This is a genomic window from Variovorax sp. PBL-E5, from assembly GCF_901827185.1.
In the GTDB taxonomy this organism is placed as follows: Bacteria; Pseudomonadota; Gammaproteobacteria; order Burkholderiales; family Burkholderiaceae_C; genus Variovorax.
This window is the reverse complement of the sequence record NZ_LR594671.1, coordinates 3,730,241-3,744,363: the sequence shown is the minus strand read 5'-3', so window position 1 is coordinate 3,744,363 and position 14,123 is coordinate 3,730,241. Positions and strand designations below refer to the sequence as shown.

Sequence of the window (14,123 nt, the reverse complement as noted above, 5' to 3'; positions counted from 1 at the left end):
GCCATGAAGGCTGGGGTGCCCTCACCCCAGCCCTCTCCCAGAGGGAGAGGGAGTCATGCCAGCGTGCGCGCGGAGCAGGGCGAGACGCTCGCCAAGCAGCTCGCCCTCGTGATCGACCTCAACGTCTGCGTCGGCTGCCATGCCTGCGTGACCTCGTGCAAGCAATGGAACACATCGGGCAGCGCCGGCCCCCTGGCCGACGAGCAACCCTATGGCGCCAACCCGACCGGCACCTTCTTCAACCGCGTGCAGACCTACGAGGCCGGCGCCTTCCCGGGCACCGACACCATCCACTTCCCGAAGAGCTGTCTGCACTGCGAAGACCCGCCGTGCGTGCCCGTCTGTCCGACCGGTGCCAGCTACAAGCGCAAGGAAGACGGCATCGTGCTGGTCGACTACGACAAGTGCATCGGCTGCAAGTACTGCGCCTGGGCCTGTCCCTACGGCGCGCGCGAGCTCGACGAAGAGCGCCAGGTGATGACCAAGTGCACGCTGTGCGTGGACCGCATCTACGACGAGAAGCTGCCCAAGGAAGACCGCAAGCCCGCCTGCGTGAAGGCCTGCCCGACCGGCGCGCGGCTGTTCGGCGACGTCAAGGATCCGAATTCGGAAGTCTCGATCGCGATCCGCGAACGCGGCGGCTATTCGCTGATGCCCGAATGGGAAACCAGCCCGGCCAACCAGTACCTGCCGCGGCGCGTCACCGACATCGCGGGCGGCGCGAGCAAGATCGACCCGAAGCTGGGTGGGCTGTCATGAACCCGGCATTCTCGGTCGTCATCTTCACCACGATTGCCGGTGCCGCGCAGGGGCTGGTCGTCACGCTCGCATTGGCCGTGCTGGCAGGCCTGTCGCTCGCGCCGGCCTTCGCGAGCACTGCGCTGATCGTCGCCGAGGTCATGCTGCTGGTCGGGCTCGGTGCGTCATTCGGCCACCTGGGCCGGCCCGAGCGCGCCTGGCGCGCCGCGATGATGTGGCGTACCTCGTGGCTGTCGCGCGAGGTGATCGTGCTGCCGGCCTTCATCGCGGTGGTCGCGCTGTGGTGGCTGGCGCTGCGCAACGGCATCGACAGCATGGCGCTGCCGCTGGCCGCGCTCGTCGTGGGTGCCTTGCTCTGGTACTGCACCGCGATGATCTATGCCTGCCTGCGCTTCATCCAGGAGTGGGCGCAGCCGCTGACGCTGGTCAACTTCGCGCTCATCGGTCTCTCGTCGGGCCTGATCCTCGCGAGCGCGCTGGCGGCGCTGATGGGCGAGCACGCGCTGCTGCAGCTCACGGCACCGTGCGCGTTCGCGGTCACGGCGATCGCGTGGTTCACGCGCACGCTGGCCTTGCGCCGTAATGCCGCGCTGACGCCGCGCTCCACGCTGCAGTCGGCCACCGGCATCCGGGCGCCGAAGCTGATGCAGAAATCGATGGGCATGTCGGCCGGTTCGTTCAACACGCGCGAGTTCTTCCACGGCGCCAGCCGTACGGCGTTGAAGCAGGTCAAGCTGGCCTTCATCGTGCTGGGCTTCGCGCTGCCCTGCGTGCTGCTGCTGTGGGCGATGAGTTCGCAGTCGACCCTCGTCTTCGTGCTGGCGCTGGCGGTGCAGATACCGGGCCTGGTGGCCGAACGCTGGTTCTTCTTCGCGCAGGCGAAGCATCCGCAGAACCTGTACTACCAGTTCGTCTCCTGAGCTGACCATCGTCCTACAGCCGGTTGCGGCTTCGGCGGCGCGCGAGGACGGGCCAGGCCGCCTAGGCTGAGGTCGCAACAGCCTGAGACAGGCGAAAGGGACCTCATGACGATCCAAGCTTTGAGACCGAAGTCACGCACCTCCTGCGCACTGGTGATCGCATGCGCCGCACTCGCGCTCGGCGCCTGCGACGACCGTGCCGGCAAGGACACGGCATCGCGCAGCGCCGACCCCGACGTGCAAAAGGCCGAGAACGCGGTGGCTGCCGGCGCCAGCAAGGCGGCCGAGCTGGCGGAGACCGCGCGCGACAAGACCGAGGCCTTCATCAAGTCGCCCGGCGTGCAGCGCGACGCGGTGGCTGCGGGCCAGGCGCTGAAGAACGCGGGCAACGCGATGGTCGCGACGGTCGACGATGCGGCCATCACCGCCTCGGTGTCCACCGCGCTCGCCAAGGATCCGGAACTCAGCGCCGTGCGCATCGACGTCAACACCAAGGGCGGCGCGGTGAGCCTGCGCGGCCCGGCACCCAGCGCCGCCGCGAAGGCGCGCGCGAGCGAGATCGCCAAGGCCCAGACCGGCGTGAGTTCGGTCGACAACCAGCTCGACGTGCGCTCGATGTGAAGCCGCTGCTTCAGGCAGGCCGCGCGTGCGCCTTCGCAGGCCGCACGCACAGCAGCAGGATGATCCCCGAGAGCGCGTAGAAGGCGATCACCAGCAGCATGCTGTAGACCGGGCTGCCGGTGCGCGCGCTGAGCCATCCGGTGACCGACGGGCCGGCGGCGGGACCGAGGTTGCCCAGGCTGCTGATGAGCGCGATGCCGCCGGCTGCGCTCGCCTTCGACAGGTACTCGGTCGTGGTCGTGAAGAACAGCGGCGTGGCCGCGATCCAGCCGATGCCGGCCAGCGTCAGGCCGGCCATCGACGCGGCCAGGTTCCCTTGCGACAGCGCGATGATCCCCATGCCCGTTGCCGCGGCCGCCACGCAGGCCATGTAGTGCCAGCGCCGCTCGCGATGCTTGTCGGAATGGCGGCCGATCCACACGGTCGCGAAGATGCCGCACAGCTGCGGCACGGCGGCGCACAGGCCCACCATCAGCAGGTCGGCCACGCCCCAGCTCTTGATCAGGCTCGGGATCCAGAACACCATCGTGTAGGTCGCACCCAGGAGCAGGAAGTAGGCGAGCGCGAGCGCATAGACCTTGGGGTCGGCGAACAGCTGGCCGAGCCCGGTGTGCGACGCGGACTCGACATCCTTCTCGTCGTGATCGAGCTGCCAGCGCAGGGTCTTCTTCTCGTCCTGCGACAGCCATTTCGCGTCCTCCGGCTTGTCCTGCAGGTAGAGGTAGGCCACGATGCCCAGCACCGCGGCGGGCAGCCCCTCGACGATGAACAGCCACTGCCAGCCGTGCAGGCCCCCTGCGCCGTTGGCGTACTTCATGATGGCGCCGCACAGCGGGCCGGCGACGACGCTCGAGATGGCGGTGGCGGTCATGAACAGCGCGATCATCTGGCCGCGCCGCGCCGACGGATACCAGTACGTGAAGTACAGGATGATGCCGGGAAAGAACCCCGCCTCGAAGACGCCGAGCAGGAAGCGCGCGACATAGAACTGCATCGGCGTCTCGACGAAGGCCATCGCCGTCGCGACGATGCCCCAGATCAGCATGATGCGAAGCAGCGTCTTGCGCGCGCCGATCTTCGCCAGCAGCAGGTTGCTCGGCACCTCGAACAGGAAGTAGCCGATGAAGAAGATGCCGGCGCCGAAGCCGTAGGTCGCATCGCTGAAGGTCAGCGTCTGCTTCAAATGACAATCCGTCTCCGTCATCACCTTGTTGGCCTGGCACTGGTGCAAGCCGTACTGGTCTTGCCGCTCGACCTGGCCGCGCAAACCCGGCCGGCCAAAGGGGCCGCCACGGCCGGCGGACCTGGCGCTGCGACAGCCGCGGAACGCGCTGTTTTGCGCGTGGCCTGTGAAGGCGACAACGTGGGCGCCGCAATCACCCTCAACGGCCAGTTCAAAGGCGAATGCCCGGTCGACATCACGGTGCTGGAGGGCCGCATTCAACTGCGAGCCGTCAAGCAGGTGGACGACTCGCGAGAGAGGACGTTCGAGCAAGGCTTTTCAGTCGTCGGGGGCACAGGCAAACGCATCGACGTGGTCCTGGGCCCCGTACAACTCACCGCCGACGCGCAACAGCGTGAAGCGCAGCGCGCCAAAGAGGCGCAGCAACGCAAGGCCGATGCCCTGGCGGCCGCCATCAAAGCCGCCGAAGGCGGCGACGCCTCAGCCATGTATGCACTCGGCCGGCGCTTCGAACTGGGCCACGGCCTGCCCATCGACTATGCGCAGGCCGCGGCCTGGTACGGCAAGGCTGCGGATGCAGGTGATGGCCGCGCTGCATCCCAACTGGGGTACATGTACCTGGCCGGGTCTGGCGTTCGGAGCGACAAGCCCACGGCGCTGACGTACATCAAGAAAGCAGCCGATCTCAACGACCCACGCGGCTTGGGGCTGTGGGCGCTCAACGGGTACCCCATGCGTGGCAACGACTTCGCACCGGAAGCAATCTCCCTTTATCAGCGCGGCGCAGAAGGAGGCGACCCGCAAAGCCAGCACTTCATGTATGTCATTGGCAGTGCCGCCGGACAATCAGCCAAGAGTCAAGAGTGGGCGCGCAGGTCAAGAGAAGGGTATCGCCGACAAGCCGAGGACGGCGACTTTATTGCGATGTTCGGATTCGCTGACACGTACAGGTATTTCGAATACGACAACGACAATGCGCGCTACGTCAAGCTCACCCGCGACGCGATAAGCGCCGCCGAGAAGGCCGCGGCTGCAGGCAACTCCTGGGCCGCTCTCAAAGTGGCACTGGCCCATTACGATCTGTTCCACGCCGATTCCGGTGGCAACAAAGATGCGGAAAAGGCCGCCGCTCGGGAGTGGCTGAAGAAGGCCGCGGACTTGGGAGAACCGCAAGGCAAGTGGGGGTTGGCAAACATGACCTTCGACTGAGCAGAAGGGCGCCCGCGGGGCAATGGGTGAAGCATTGTCAGGTCAAAGGTTGACGCCGTTGTTTTGACGTCGTCTGGCCATACCGTGCCGATCAGGCGCGCTGGCCACCAGAGGCCGTGATCCGTTCGCCGGTCACCCAGGCCGAATCATCGGAGGCCAGGAACAGCGCCACGCGAGCGATGTCGTCCGGCATGCCAGGACGACCGAACGGGATCGTCGCGACCATGGCGTCGACGGCCTCCTGCGGCCAAGCCAGAGCTGCGATGCCTTCAGTGAAGGTGGCGCCTGGTGCGATGCTGTTGACGCGGATCTTCTTCGGAGCGAGTTCGATCGAGGTCACGCGCGTGACGGAGTCGACAGCGCTCTTGGATGCCGCGTAGATCACCGAGTTGGGCATGTAGCCGACACTGGCGATGGAACTGATGTTGATGATGCTGCCGCCGTTCGGGCCGATGTACTTCGCCGCTTCTTGCGTTGCAGTGATCACGCCGAGCACGTTCGTGCTGAACTCGCGATGGAATTCTTGCTCCGTGGAATCCTGTAGGGGTGCGAAGGCGTAGACGCCCGCATTGTTCACCAGGATGTCGAGAGCGCCGAAGGCGCGCTTCGACTCTTCGAACAGTCGCTGGATATCGGCGGTCTTCGAGAAGTCGGCCTGAATGGCCACGGCCTTGCCGCCGGAACGCTTGATCTCGGCGACCAGGGCATTCGCTGCTTCCTTGCTGGTCGCGTAGTTCACGACGACGCAGGCGCCGGAACTGGCGAAAAGCTTGGCAATTCCGGCACCGATCCCTTTGGAGGCGCCGGTGACGATGGCAACCTTGCCGGTCAGTGTGGTCATGAATTGATGTCCTATCGATTGACGGCGCCACGTCGGCGTCTGGATGGACTGTCGTCGATCGATGAACGCATGAGTAGGTGCGCCGACAACTAAGACTTATTCGCCAAATGGATCGCTCACCCCACCGAACATTGAGCCGATCGATCTGCTAGCGGCGAAGTTCTGCGATCAGGTACTCGACGAGCGCGCGTGCCGAGGGCTTCGGTTGTCGACCTGGCGTGAACATGCCATGGACTTCGACCTCGCCCATCTTCCAATCGGGAAGCAGTTGAATCAACGAGCCGCGCGCGAGTTCGGCGCGACATCCCCACAGAGCTGTGGTCACGACACCGATTCCCGCCACGGCGGCAGCGACCGCCGCTTCGTTGACGGATACGGTCAGATGGCTGTTGATGCGGACCACCACGCTTTGGCCATCCTTCTGAAAGGACCATGTGCCGGCGCTCGTTCCAGCAGGCCCGACGATGCCCGCGTGCGCAGCCAGGTCTGCGGGCGTCTTGGGTGTGCCCCTCGCCTTCAGATAAGTCGGCGACGCCACGAGCATTCGCTGGGTTCGGCCGATCAGGCGCGCGGTGGCACTCGAATCGGCCAACTCGCCGAGGCGAAGTGCGACATCGACACCTTCCTTGATGGTGTCTTGCCGTTGATCGCTCATCAACAAGCTGACGTTCAGCGAAGGATGGCGCGCCAGAAAGCCCGGCATCACGGGGATGATTTCGCGCACGCCAAAGCTTGCAGGCATGGCCACACGCAGTGACCCACGCAGCTCCCTCGATCCACGTGCCTCGTGATCGGCTTCCTCAAGGGAAGCCAGGATCGCTTCGACACGCGCCAGATATTCGTTGCCGACGTCAGTCAGCGTGACAGCCCGCGTCGTGCGGGCAATCAAAGCCCCGCCAACGTCTTTTTCCAGCGCCGCGATGATGCGCGATACCGACGGCTGTGAAAGGTCAAGCTCTCGCGCCGCAGCCGAGAAGCTTCCCGTTCGGGCGACGCGCACGAAAAGTCGCAGCGCCAGCAGTTTGTCGTTCATGCGAGAAGTGTGTCGTAGACCGAGCGCGCGAACACCGCCCAATAAGACCGTTGCTACCTGGCCAGGGCCACCAGCTTTTCCTTGGCACTTTGCAGGAAGCCTCCGCGCTCGATGCCACGCTTTGCCTTGGTCTCACCTTCTGCAATGATTTCGAACGCAGTGGGCGCAGCCAGTTTCCGGCCAAGGTCGTCGCGTTGGGCGAGTGCGGCGTGACGCTTGCTGGAAATGACGTGGACCTGGAGGTGCCGGCCGATAGCTGCCGAGACCTTCCGGCAGGCCGCTGACATCGCCGCTTCATCGGGGACCTGCCGGCCGTGCACAACGAGCAGTTCAATCGTGGCGTCCTTGCCTTCTCCGAGGATGTAGGCGCGCAGAACAGAATCCCTGAACTTTGAACGCAGCATCGTACGCAGGGGTTCGGCGGCAGCGAACGACTTGAGCGCGAGAGACCGAAGCTCGCTGTAGAAAACGAACGACATGTTCGTCTCGACCGTTTCAGGTTCGTCGGCCTCCGACTTGTGCCTGGTCAGGATGCCGCTCTGGATGAGATGCTCTTGTGTCCGCTCGACTTCGTCTGCATCCAATCTGGCCTTCTTGGCGAGCTCCGCGACGGAGAACCTGTGGGTCGGTGCTGCGAAAACGACCTTCAGCAACTTCTGGACTTCTGGCGCGAGGAGAAAATCTGCGGCACTCATTCTGGTTTCAAACAACTGCTACCCTGTGACGACCGGCCCTTGCCCCATGCGAACGCAGGGAGGTCAGCGGCATTTCTAACACAGAGGGCATCACGGCTGCCTCTGCCCAGCAACATTTCAGCGCCCGACGAGGAGTGTGAATATGGAATCAGCCGTCGCCGCGACTTTCGACGAAGCCTATTACCGGCGCTACTACTTCGACAAGAAGACCAAAGTGGTGGACCCCCAACATGTCGAACGGTTGGGCGCGTTTGTCTGCGCCTACCTGCGATACCTGCGCGTGCCCGTACGGCGAGTGCTCGACGTGGGTTGCGGCATCGGCCTCTGGCGCGACATCGTGGCGCGGCAATTCCCCTTGGCCAGTTACCACGGCGTCGAGTTCAGCGAATATCTGTGCGGGCGCTACGGGTGGGAGCGCGGCTCGGTGGTGGACTACCAGGCCAGGAAGCCCTTTGACTTCGTCATCTGCCAGGGCGTGCTGCCCTATCTCAGCCCGCCGGATGTGAAGCGCGCTCTGCGCAATCTGAACTTGCTGAGTCAGGGCGCCCTGTATGTGGAGGCCGTGACGCGCGAGGACTATGCGCGCGACATCGTGGATGAGGACTTGACCGACCCGCACATCTTTCGCCACAGCGCCGAGGTGTACCGAGCCGGGCTGTCTCGGCACTTTCGGGAGGTGGGCGGCGGCGTGTGGCTGAGCCGGCAGGCCGAGTTGCCACTGTTCTCTCTGGAGTGCGCAGCAGAGTGACGTCTCCTAGGAAATCCCTGCAGGATCTTCGTGCCCAGGTTCCCCGCCTCCATCGCGTTCGGCCAACTTCCATGCCGTGCGTCCACTTCTTCACGGTACAAGGCGGCCTCGGGGAGGCACACTGATGCGATGTTCAGGGCACTCTTTCTCCTCTTTGCCGTTCTCCTGCCGATTGGATTGGTCTACGCTTTCGGCGCTTGGACGCTGCTCGCGCTGTTCGGGGCGATGGCCGCAACACTGCTCTTCTCAACCCGCAAGGCACGCGGCGCCGAGGCGACGCAGGGCGGCAGGCTTACCGGATACCACACCACCACGACGGCGAACTTCTAGGCTCCGCCGATCAACTTGCGGTCTTCCCGCGTCTCCTGCCTGAAAGTCCTGTGGACGGCGTTCACTTTCCGGATATAGTTGTGGACGGCGTACACAACAGAGGATGCCGGCCAGAAGTCATTCTGGCCCTGAGGCTTGCTCGATGGCCACACCGGTGAGGCCATGGAAAGCTCGGCGCCTGCGTCAGGCCGACGCTCGAACACGCAAAGGACAATCATGAGCAAGGTATTCGTCAACATCGGACTCAGCCTCGATGGCTACATGGCCCCGGAAGGAATGACCATGGGCAAACCTGAGTACAAGAACTGGGGCGCGAAGTGGGGTGCGATGATGGCCTGGATCCTCAAGCAACAGTACTTTCGCGAGAACGTCCTCAAGCTCGAACCAGGGGGAGAGACCGGACCGGTCAATGACCTGGTTCGCAGCACCGTCGAGCGCATCGGCGCCAACATCATGGGCAAGCGAATGTTCGACCAGGGCGAGATCGCCTGGCCGGAGGACGCGCCGTTTCACACGCCGGTCTACGTTCTGACCCATGAAAAACGCGACCCTTGGGTGCGCCCCGGCGGGACGACCTTCTACTTCGTCAACGACGGGCCGGAGCGTGCCCTGGCGCTGGCTCGAGAATCCGCAGGCAGTCGCGACATTCGCATCGCGGGCGGGGCGGATGTGATCCAGCAGTACCTGAGTCTGGGTGTCGTCGACGAACTGGAGATTGCCTTGGCACCCGTGTTGTTCGGCGGCGGGCGGCGTCTCTTCGAGAACCTGCAAGAGTCCGTGCCGCAGTTTCGCATCGACAGCGTTCTGGATGGTTCAGCCGCCACCCACTTGCGATATGTGCGCCAGTGAGAGCGGCCCGGCAACTGGTTGCAGCGGTTCGCCCGCTGGACCGGAGCGTTTGCAAGCCTGAGAGACGCGACGCCGCATCCTGCCGTCAGGGCGATGTGCAGGCATTCAGCATGCCGGCCATGTCGACCTCGATGAAGTGAGAGTGGCAAGGTCGACAACCTTGCCTACCCACAGTCGCAGCGGCTCAGACCTGGCGGTCCATCGTGAACACGATGCGGGGATGGCCGTCGGGCCTGTCCCAGAATTCGCCCGCCCTCTGCAACGCAACCGCCTGCACCGGCACTTCGAATTCGCCGGCGGCGGCTGACGCGAAGAGGTCGCGAATCGCGTCCTTGATCCGCGGCAGCGGGACGCTGTTGATGCCGCTGCCGAGCAGCTCGATCGACGACGAGCGCAGCACGGGACTCGGTAGCGTGATGTCGGGCCCGCTGGCCGAGCCGATCTGGATGTAGCGAATCGGCACCGCCTCCGGCGCGGCCTGGGCGGCAGCGACCAGAATGGCCTCGGCGCTCGGTCCCCAGAGATAGTCCAGGACGACATCCACGCCGTTCCGGAACGAGGCCTTGAGCGCCTTGTCGAGCGCGCCGGCCTCCTGGTTGAGCGAAATCGTGAGGTCGGCGCCCAGGGATGCCAATCGCGCGAGCGCCTCGGCGTTGCGGCCGGTGGCGATCACTCTTCGTGCGCCCAGGCGCTTGGCCACCTGCACCGCCAGACCCCCCGACGTGCCCGTGGCCCCGTTGACGAGCACGGTGCCGCCCGCAGCGAATCGGGCGCGTTCCTTGAGCGCGACCCACGAGGACATGCCGGGGATCGCGATCGCCGCCGCCGCGATGTCGCTCAGCTTGTCGGGAAGCTCGATGCAATGCGCCGGGTCGACCACCGACAACTCGGCCATGCTGCCATGCGGCGACTCGGGCAGGAGGAAGTAGACACGGCGGCCGTCTTCGAGAATGCCCGTGCCGTCGATGCCCGGGACGAAATTCTGTCCGCCTGCAGCGCTGTAGTGTTTTCCGGAGGCGCGGCTTTTCGTCACGTGGCTCAAGGCCGCTGCCCTGACCTGGATCAACCGGCAGCCCTCCGCTGCGCGAGCATCGGCGAGCTGTCCGTAGACCGGCGTCGCGCCGGCCTGTTCGATCATTGCTGCGTTCATGAGCGGGCTCCTTGCCGGCGATCATAAGCAGCCAGCGCGCCACGCGGCACGCCGATGCGAGCGCCTAACCCAAGGCCAGCCGCGTCCCCGCCCCGCTCGCAGCGCGGGCCGTGCCGTCCGGCCCATAGAAAGGCTGCCGCCCCGCATGCAGGAAGTGCAGTGCCTTGCGGGTGAAGTCGAGATGGCTGTTCACCATCGAGCCATTGCGGCGATTGCGTGCCCTGGCTCTTTCGGCCAGCACCAGCAGCCCGGCCCATGCAGCCAGCGAGGCGTCGCCGCTCGCGGCCGCGGCCGCATCGGCGCCCGCGCGTCCCGGCCCGAAGCCCAGCGCCATCTGCGTGGCCTCGCGCTGCAGGTCCAGTTCGGCCATGCGGTCCAGCAGCTCGGCCTTGCGCGCGCTGATCGATTCGAGCTCGGCGAAGCGGCCTTCGGTCATGGCCTCCTGTTCCCGGTCCATGGCTTCCAGCAGTTCCTCCGCGCAGGTGCATTCGGCCTGCAGGTGCGACAGCAGGGTATTCATTGGTGCACCCTTGGCGCTTCGCGCCTTCCCGCCAGGCGGGAGCGAGCTTGCTTGGAGCGGTCCGGCGCGGCGCTCATAAGGCAACCTCCTGCTTGACGCTGCCTTGGACAGGTGCTGAGGTGGCGATCCGACTTCCGTGCCCTCGTGGTGACTGCCCGCGGCGCTGGCTGTTCGACAGCCCGCATGAGACCTGCAGCACCCGAGGTGCCGGAAGGCCACGACGGGCCACCGGATGTAGCGCTACGCCTACCCAGCCAGAGCGCCAATTTATGAGCGTCCCGCCATGCCTTCCGACACGGACAGTCTTAACCCAAACCGATGGAGGTTGTCCATGACTCGTAGTGTCTTTGTCGGCCTGGATTGGGCCTACCGCTCGCACGCGGTGTGCGTGATCGATGCTCAGGGCAGCGTGCTCAAGCACTTGACCATCAGCCACGACGCCCAAGGACTGGGCGAGCTGCGGCACGCGCTCGCTGCCTTCGGCAAGGCCTTGCCCATCGCCATTGAACGGCCTTCGGGCCTGATCGTCGATGCCCTGGTTGAAGCCGGCCATCAGGTCTTTGCAATCCACCCCAACCCCGTCAAGGCCAGCCGCCCACGCTACCGCAGCACCAACGCCAAGAGCGATGCGGGAGATGCCTTCATGCTGGCTGACTTGCTGCGTACCGACGGTCATCGCTGGCACGCTTTGCAGCCCCAGTCGGCGGCTATCCGCGGCTTGCGCGCCCTGGTGCGCACACGCGACGATTTGGTGACCACGCGCGTTCGCCTGGCCAACCAGCTCACCGCACTGCTTGATGCCTATTGGCCTGGCGCCGCCTGCATCTTTGCCGCCGTCGATTCGCCCATTGCACTGGCCTTCATCGAGCAGTGGCCTACCGCGCGCAAACTCACCGCCCGCCAGATCGCCGCCTTTTGCAAGCGCCATGGCTACAGCGGCCGGCGTTCGGCCGGTGTCTTGCTCGAGCGCCTTCAGGCTGCCGCGCCAAGCCTGTGCGAACCCACGCTCGCCCAGGCCCACGCTACGGCCGCCTTGGCCTTGGTGGCCGTGCTCAAGCCCCTGAGCGTCCAGATCAAGGCCCTGGATGCACACATTGCCCAAGCCATGACCGCGCTGCCGCAGGCCATCTCGGTGATGTCGCTGCCGCGCGCCGGTTGCATCTGCGCCGCCCAGATCCTGGCCGAATTGGGTGACGTACCTGAGCGCTTTGCCAGCGCCCAGCAGCTGTGCTCCGAGGCAGGCGTCGTACCGGTCACCTACGAGTCCGGCAAGAGTCGCGCCGTCACCTTCCGATGGGCTTGCAACCATCGCCTGCGTCGAGCCATTACCTGCCTTGCAGACAACTCTCGTCATGCCAGCCCATGGGCTGCCAGCGTCTACAACGCCGCGCGCAAGCGCGGTTGCGATCATCCGCACGCAGTGCGCATATTGGCTCGCGCCTGGACCCGTGTGCTCTGGCGCATCTGGACCAACGGCACTCTCTACGACCCGGCCATCCATTCCAGCGCTTGTCGCATCGAAATCTCTCAAGAGGGTTGACACCGGATGTCTCATGCGTCCTTCTTCTTCGACCCGAGCAGGTCGCGCACGCTGTCGATCAGGCCGTCCGCGATGCGCTCGGGATGGACCTGGTAGCGGCCGGCGCGGATGTCATCGCGGATCGCAGCGACGCGCGCGGCATCGAAGTCGCCGCCGGGCGCGCTGGGCAGGGAGTGAACTTGCGCGGACATCTGCGCTGCATCCTTGGTGCTGCCAGCGGCGTCGGTCCCTGCTGCGGGTGCGGAACCCGCCTTGGCCGGGCGGGCGGGGGGCGTGGCCGAAGTGGCGGATTGATCAATTTTCACGGTGGTTCCTCAAAGGGCTGACCTCTATATCGGCGGCTTGTGCCGGAACTTTAGGCGAGTTGTCCAGGAAATTCGAGTGGCCTACTGCGTCAGCCGGATCTGCCCCTCGGCATCCGCCAGCCCGCTGACCATGCGGCCGTCGCGCGTCTTGGCCTGCACCATCGCGCCGACCTCGGCATGCGTCATCGCGCGCGCCTCGGTGCTGACGACGAAACCCGGGCCCTCGGCGACCACCTGGACCGTCTGGCCCTGCTGGATCACGGTCGCGCCGCGCAGGAGTTCCCGGCGCAGCGGCGCGCCCGAGGCGATGCGGTTGGCCGCCACCACGCCGGTCAGCGCGGCGGCGTCGGTGACGACCGAGCGCGGCAGGCGGGTGAGATCGCCGCTGCGCTCGGCGACGTCGCCCGGGCCCAGCGGCCTGCCGCTGTCGATCGCTCGCGTGGCGACGAAGTAGCGTCCCTCGACCGCGACATGCGCGGGCACGAAGCGCGTCCAGGGCCTGTCGCCCGGGCAGCGCAGCCCGATCGACACCCGTCCCCAGATCGCCGCGCCCGGTGGCACGAAAGGCTCGAGCGCATCGCAGGCCGGCAACGGCCCCGAGCCCGGCGCATCGACCGTGATGCGGACCTTGCCCGGCAGGCCGGCGGTCTGGACCTTGAGAAACTCGTCGACGGCGGCGCGCGCCGGGCCGGCGAGCGGCTCGGCCGCAGAGACCGTGCCGAGGCCCGCCACGAGCGCCGGCAGGGCGAGGCAGACGAGGCGGGACCAGGGCAGGGACATGTCCATCTTCGATCGGTGAGGGGTTGCGAAGCCGGTGCTTCTCCAGGCAAGTGCAGAGACACCGGGGCTGGGTCATTCTAGGAAGCCGCGGCGCCGATCGAAGTTGCGAAGTGTGGGCGAAAACCCCCTTTGTTCGAGCCATTGCCAAAGCGATGCATGCATAGACTCGCTTTCCATCAGTCGCCATGCCTTGTGCAAAAGCGATGCCTCAAATGGTGGAAACACAATGATCGACAAGCTCGATGCGGCGCTTCGCTTCAACCGCGAAGCCCTCAATCTGCGGGTGGAGCGCCAGAACGTGCTGGCCTCCAACATCGCGCATGCGGACACGCCGAACTACAAGGCACGCGATTTCGATTTCAGCAGCCGGCTGAGCCAGGCCGTCGAACAGGGACGCACGTCGCAGTCGGTGCAGATGGCCACCACCTCCGCGCGCCACCTGGCCGGCCAGGCGCAGGCCGCGCCCGACGAGGAGCTGCAGTACCGCGTGCCGACCCAATCGAGCATCGACGGCAACACCGTCGACATGGACGTCGAGCGCGTCAACTTCGCCGACAACGCGTTGCGCTACGAATCGAACCTCACCGTCATCAGCGCCAAGATCAAGTCGCTGCTGTCGGCGGTGCAGCAGTAAGCGCCG

The 14,123-nt window shown here is 65.6% G+C and carries 17 protein-coding genes; 9 read left to right on the top strand and 8 right to left on the bottom strand.

What is annotated here, in order from left to right; genetic code table 11:
* The first annotated feature begins 3 nt into the window (after positions 1 to 3).
* From WDLP6_RS18270 to WDLP6_RS18260, 3 genes are all read left to right on the top strand, one after another.
* Positions 4 to 759, top strand: coding sequence for a 4Fe-4S dicluster domain-containing protein (locus tag WDLP6_RS18270; RefSeq protein WP_162595149.1), 756 nt, complete (start codon positions 4 to 6; stop codon positions 757 to 759).
* Positions 756 to 1,679, top strand: a complete 924-nt coding sequence (locus WDLP6_RS18265; RefSeq protein ID WP_162593488.1) for a dimethyl sulfoxide reductase anchor subunit family protein — start codon at positions 756 to 758, stop codon at positions 1,677 to 1,679. The genes WDLP6_RS18270 and WDLP6_RS18265 overlap by 4 nt, the downstream gene beginning before the upstream one ends.
* Positions 1,680 to 1,784: 105 nt before the next feature.
* A complete protein-coding gene (locus WDLP6_RS18260) occupies positions 1,785 to 2,300 on the top strand; it encodes a BON domain-containing protein (RefSeq protein ID WP_162593487.1) in 516 nt (171 codons plus the stop codon).
* 10 nt (positions 2,301 to 2,310) lie between these two features.
* On the opposite strand, the gene WDLP6_RS18255 is transcribed toward WDLP6_RS18260, so the two are convergent.
* Complete coding sequence (locus WDLP6_RS18255; protein ID WP_197910168.1) at positions 2,311 to 3,483, bottom strand: MFS transporter; 1,173 nt, start codon at positions 3,481 to 3,483, stop codon at positions 2,311 to 2,313.
* Here WDLP6_RS18255 and WDLP6_RS18250 point away from each other — a divergent pair, their 5' ends adjacent.
* Positions 3,484 to 4,692 (top strand): tetratricopeptide repeat protein, encoded by a 1,209-nt coding sequence (locus WDLP6_RS18250; RefSeq protein WP_162593485.1) that lies wholly within the window; start codon positions 3,484 to 3,486, stop codon positions 4,690 to 4,692.
* Positions 4,693 to 4,783: 91 nt separating this feature from the next.
* Here the strand turns inward: WDLP6_RS18250 and WDLP6_RS18245 are convergent, their stop codons facing one another.
* From WDLP6_RS18245 to WDLP6_RS18235, 3 genes are all read right to left on the bottom strand, one after another.
* Positions 4,784 to 5,533 (bottom strand): glucose 1-dehydrogenase, encoded by a 750-nt coding sequence (locus WDLP6_RS18245; RefSeq protein WP_162593484.1) that lies wholly within the window; start codon positions 5,531 to 5,533, stop codon positions 4,784 to 4,786.
* Between the two features lie 148 nt (positions 5,534 to 5,681).
* On the bottom strand, positions 5,682 to 6,566 hold the full coding sequence (locus tag WDLP6_RS18240; RefSeq protein WP_162593483.1) for a LysR family transcriptional regulator: 885 nt from the start codon (positions 6,564 to 6,566) through the stop codon (positions 5,682 to 5,684).
* Positions 6,567 to 6,619: 53 nt separating this feature from the next.
* Positions 6,620 to 7,261, bottom strand: coding sequence for a hypothetical protein (locus WDLP6_RS18235; protein ID WP_162593482.1), 642 nt, complete (start codon positions 7,259 to 7,261; stop codon positions 6,620 to 6,622).
* Between the two features lie 142 nt (positions 7,262 to 7,403).
* On the opposite strand from WDLP6_RS18235, the gene WDLP6_RS18230 reads away from it, so the two are divergent.
* From WDLP6_RS18230 to WDLP6_RS18220, 3 genes are all read left to right on the top strand, one after another.
* Complete coding sequence (locus WDLP6_RS18230; RefSeq protein WP_162593481.1) at positions 7,404 to 8,009, top strand: class I SAM-dependent methyltransferase; 606 nt, start codon at positions 7,404 to 7,406, stop codon at positions 8,007 to 8,009.
* A gap of 129 nt (positions 8,010 to 8,138) precedes the next feature.
* On the top strand, positions 8,139 to 8,339 hold the full coding sequence (locus WDLP6_RS18225) for a cell division protein CrgA (protein ID WP_162593480.1): 201 nt from the start codon (positions 8,139 to 8,141) through the stop codon (positions 8,337 to 8,339).
* Between the two features lie 216 nt (positions 8,340 to 8,555).
* A complete protein-coding gene (locus WDLP6_RS18220; protein ID WP_162593479.1) occupies positions 8,556 to 9,188 on the top strand; it encodes a dihydrofolate reductase family protein in 633 nt (210 codons plus the stop codon).
* A gap of 184 nt (positions 9,189 to 9,372) precedes the next feature.
* Here WDLP6_RS18220 and WDLP6_RS18215 read toward each other — a convergent pair whose 3' ends face one another.
* Together WDLP6_RS18215 and WDLP6_RS18210 are read right to left on the bottom strand one after the other, a co-directional pair.
* Entirely contained in the window at positions 9,373 to 10,338 is a 966-nt protein-coding gene (locus WDLP6_RS18215; RefSeq protein ID WP_162593478.1) for a quinone oxidoreductase family protein, read from the bottom strand.
* Between the two features lie 64 nt (positions 10,339 to 10,402).
* Complete coding sequence (locus tag WDLP6_RS18210) at positions 10,403 to 10,858, bottom strand: flagella synthesis protein FlgN (RefSeq protein ID WP_232077109.1); 456 nt, start codon at positions 10,856 to 10,858, stop codon at positions 10,403 to 10,405.
* Positions 10,859 to 11,141: 283 nt separating this feature from the next.
* On the opposite strand from WDLP6_RS18210, the gene WDLP6_RS18205 reads away from it, so the two are divergent.
* The gene (locus tag WDLP6_RS18205; RefSeq protein WP_197910167.1) at positions 11,142 to 12,398 is read left to right on the top strand and encodes an IS110 family transposase; all 1,257 of its coding nucleotides are present in this window, start codon (positions 11,142 to 11,144) and stop codon (positions 12,396 to 12,398) included.
* Positions 12,399 to 12,409: 11 nt separating this feature from the next.
* On the opposite strand, the gene flgM is transcribed toward WDLP6_RS18205, so the two are convergent.
* Positions 12,410 to 12,703: a flagellar biosynthesis anti-sigma factor FlgM gene (gene flgM, locus WDLP6_RS18200; RefSeq protein WP_162593477.1), complete on the bottom strand. Its 294-nt coding sequence runs from the start codon at positions 12,701 to 12,703 to the stop codon at positions 12,410 to 12,412.
* Positions 12,704 to 12,784: 81 nt separating this feature from the next.
* Entirely contained in the window at positions 12,785 to 13,483 is a 699-nt protein-coding gene (gene flgA, locus WDLP6_RS18195; protein WP_232077108.1) for a flagellar basal body P-ring formation chaperone FlgA, read from the bottom strand.
* A gap of 226 nt (positions 13,484 to 13,709) precedes the next feature.
* Here flgA and flgB point away from each other — a divergent pair, with 226 nt between their 5' ends.
* Positions 13,710 to 14,117: a flagellar basal body rod protein FlgB gene (flgB, locus tag WDLP6_RS18190; protein ID WP_162593475.1), complete on the top strand. Its 408-nt coding sequence runs from the start codon at positions 13,710 to 13,712 to the stop codon at positions 14,115 to 14,117.
* Positions 14,118 to 14,123: the final 6 nt, after the last annotated feature.

Coding starts and splice junctions, on each gene's coding strand:
- WDLP6_RS18270 (WP_162595149.1), top strand. CDS start 4: ATGAAGGCTGGGGTGCCCTCACCCCAGCCCTCTCCCAGAGGGAGAGGG.
- WDLP6_RS18265 (WP_162593488.1), top strand. CDS start 756: ATGAACCCGGCATTCTCGGTCGTCATCTTCACCACGATTGCCGGTGCC.
- WDLP6_RS18260 (WP_162593487.1), top strand. CDS start 1,785: ATGACGATCCAAGCTTTGAGACCGAAGTCACGCACCTCCTGCGCACTG.
- WDLP6_RS18250 (WP_162593485.1), top strand. CDS start 3,484: ATGACAATCCGTCTCCGTCATCACCTTGTTGGCCTGGCACTGGTGCAA.
- WDLP6_RS18245 (WP_162593484.1), bottom strand. CDS start 5,533: ATGACCACACTGACCGGCAAGGTTGCCATCGTCACCGGCGCCTCCAAA.
- WDLP6_RS18240 (WP_162593483.1), bottom strand. CDS start 6,566: ATGAACGACAAACTGCTGGCGCTGCGACTTTTCGTGCGCGTCGCCCGA.
- WDLP6_RS18235 (WP_162593482.1), bottom strand. CDS start 7,261: ATGAGTGCCGCAGATTTTCTCCTCGCGCCAGAAGTCCAGAAGTTGCTG.
- WDLP6_RS18230 (WP_162593481.1), top strand. CDS start 7,404: ATGGAATCAGCCGTCGCCGCGACTTTCGACGAAGCCTATTACCGGCGC.
- WDLP6_RS18225 (WP_162593480.1), top strand. CDS start 8,139: ATGTTCAGGGCACTCTTTCTCCTCTTTGCCGTTCTCCTGCCGATTGGA.
- WDLP6_RS18220 (WP_162593479.1), top strand. CDS start 8,556: ATGAGCAAGGTATTCGTCAACATCGGACTCAGCCTCGATGGCTACATG.
- WDLP6_RS18215 (WP_162593478.1), bottom strand. CDS start 10,338: ATGAACGCAGCAATGATCGAACAGGCCGGCGCGACGCCGGTCTACGGA.
- WDLP6_RS18210 (WP_232077109.1), bottom strand. CDS start 10,858: ATGAATACCCTGCTGTCGCACCTGCAGGCCGAATGCACCTGCGCGGAG.
- WDLP6_RS18205 (WP_197910167.1), top strand. CDS start 11,142: ATGCCTTCCGACACGGACAGTCTTAACCCAAACCGATGGAGGTTGTCC.
- flgA (WP_232077108.1), bottom strand. CDS start 13,483: ATGTCCCTGCCCTGGTCCCGCCTCGTCTGCCTCGCCCTGCCGGCGCTC.
- flgB (WP_162593475.1), top strand. CDS start 13,710: ATGATCGACAAGCTCGATGCGGCGCTTCGCTTCAACCGCGAAGCCCTC.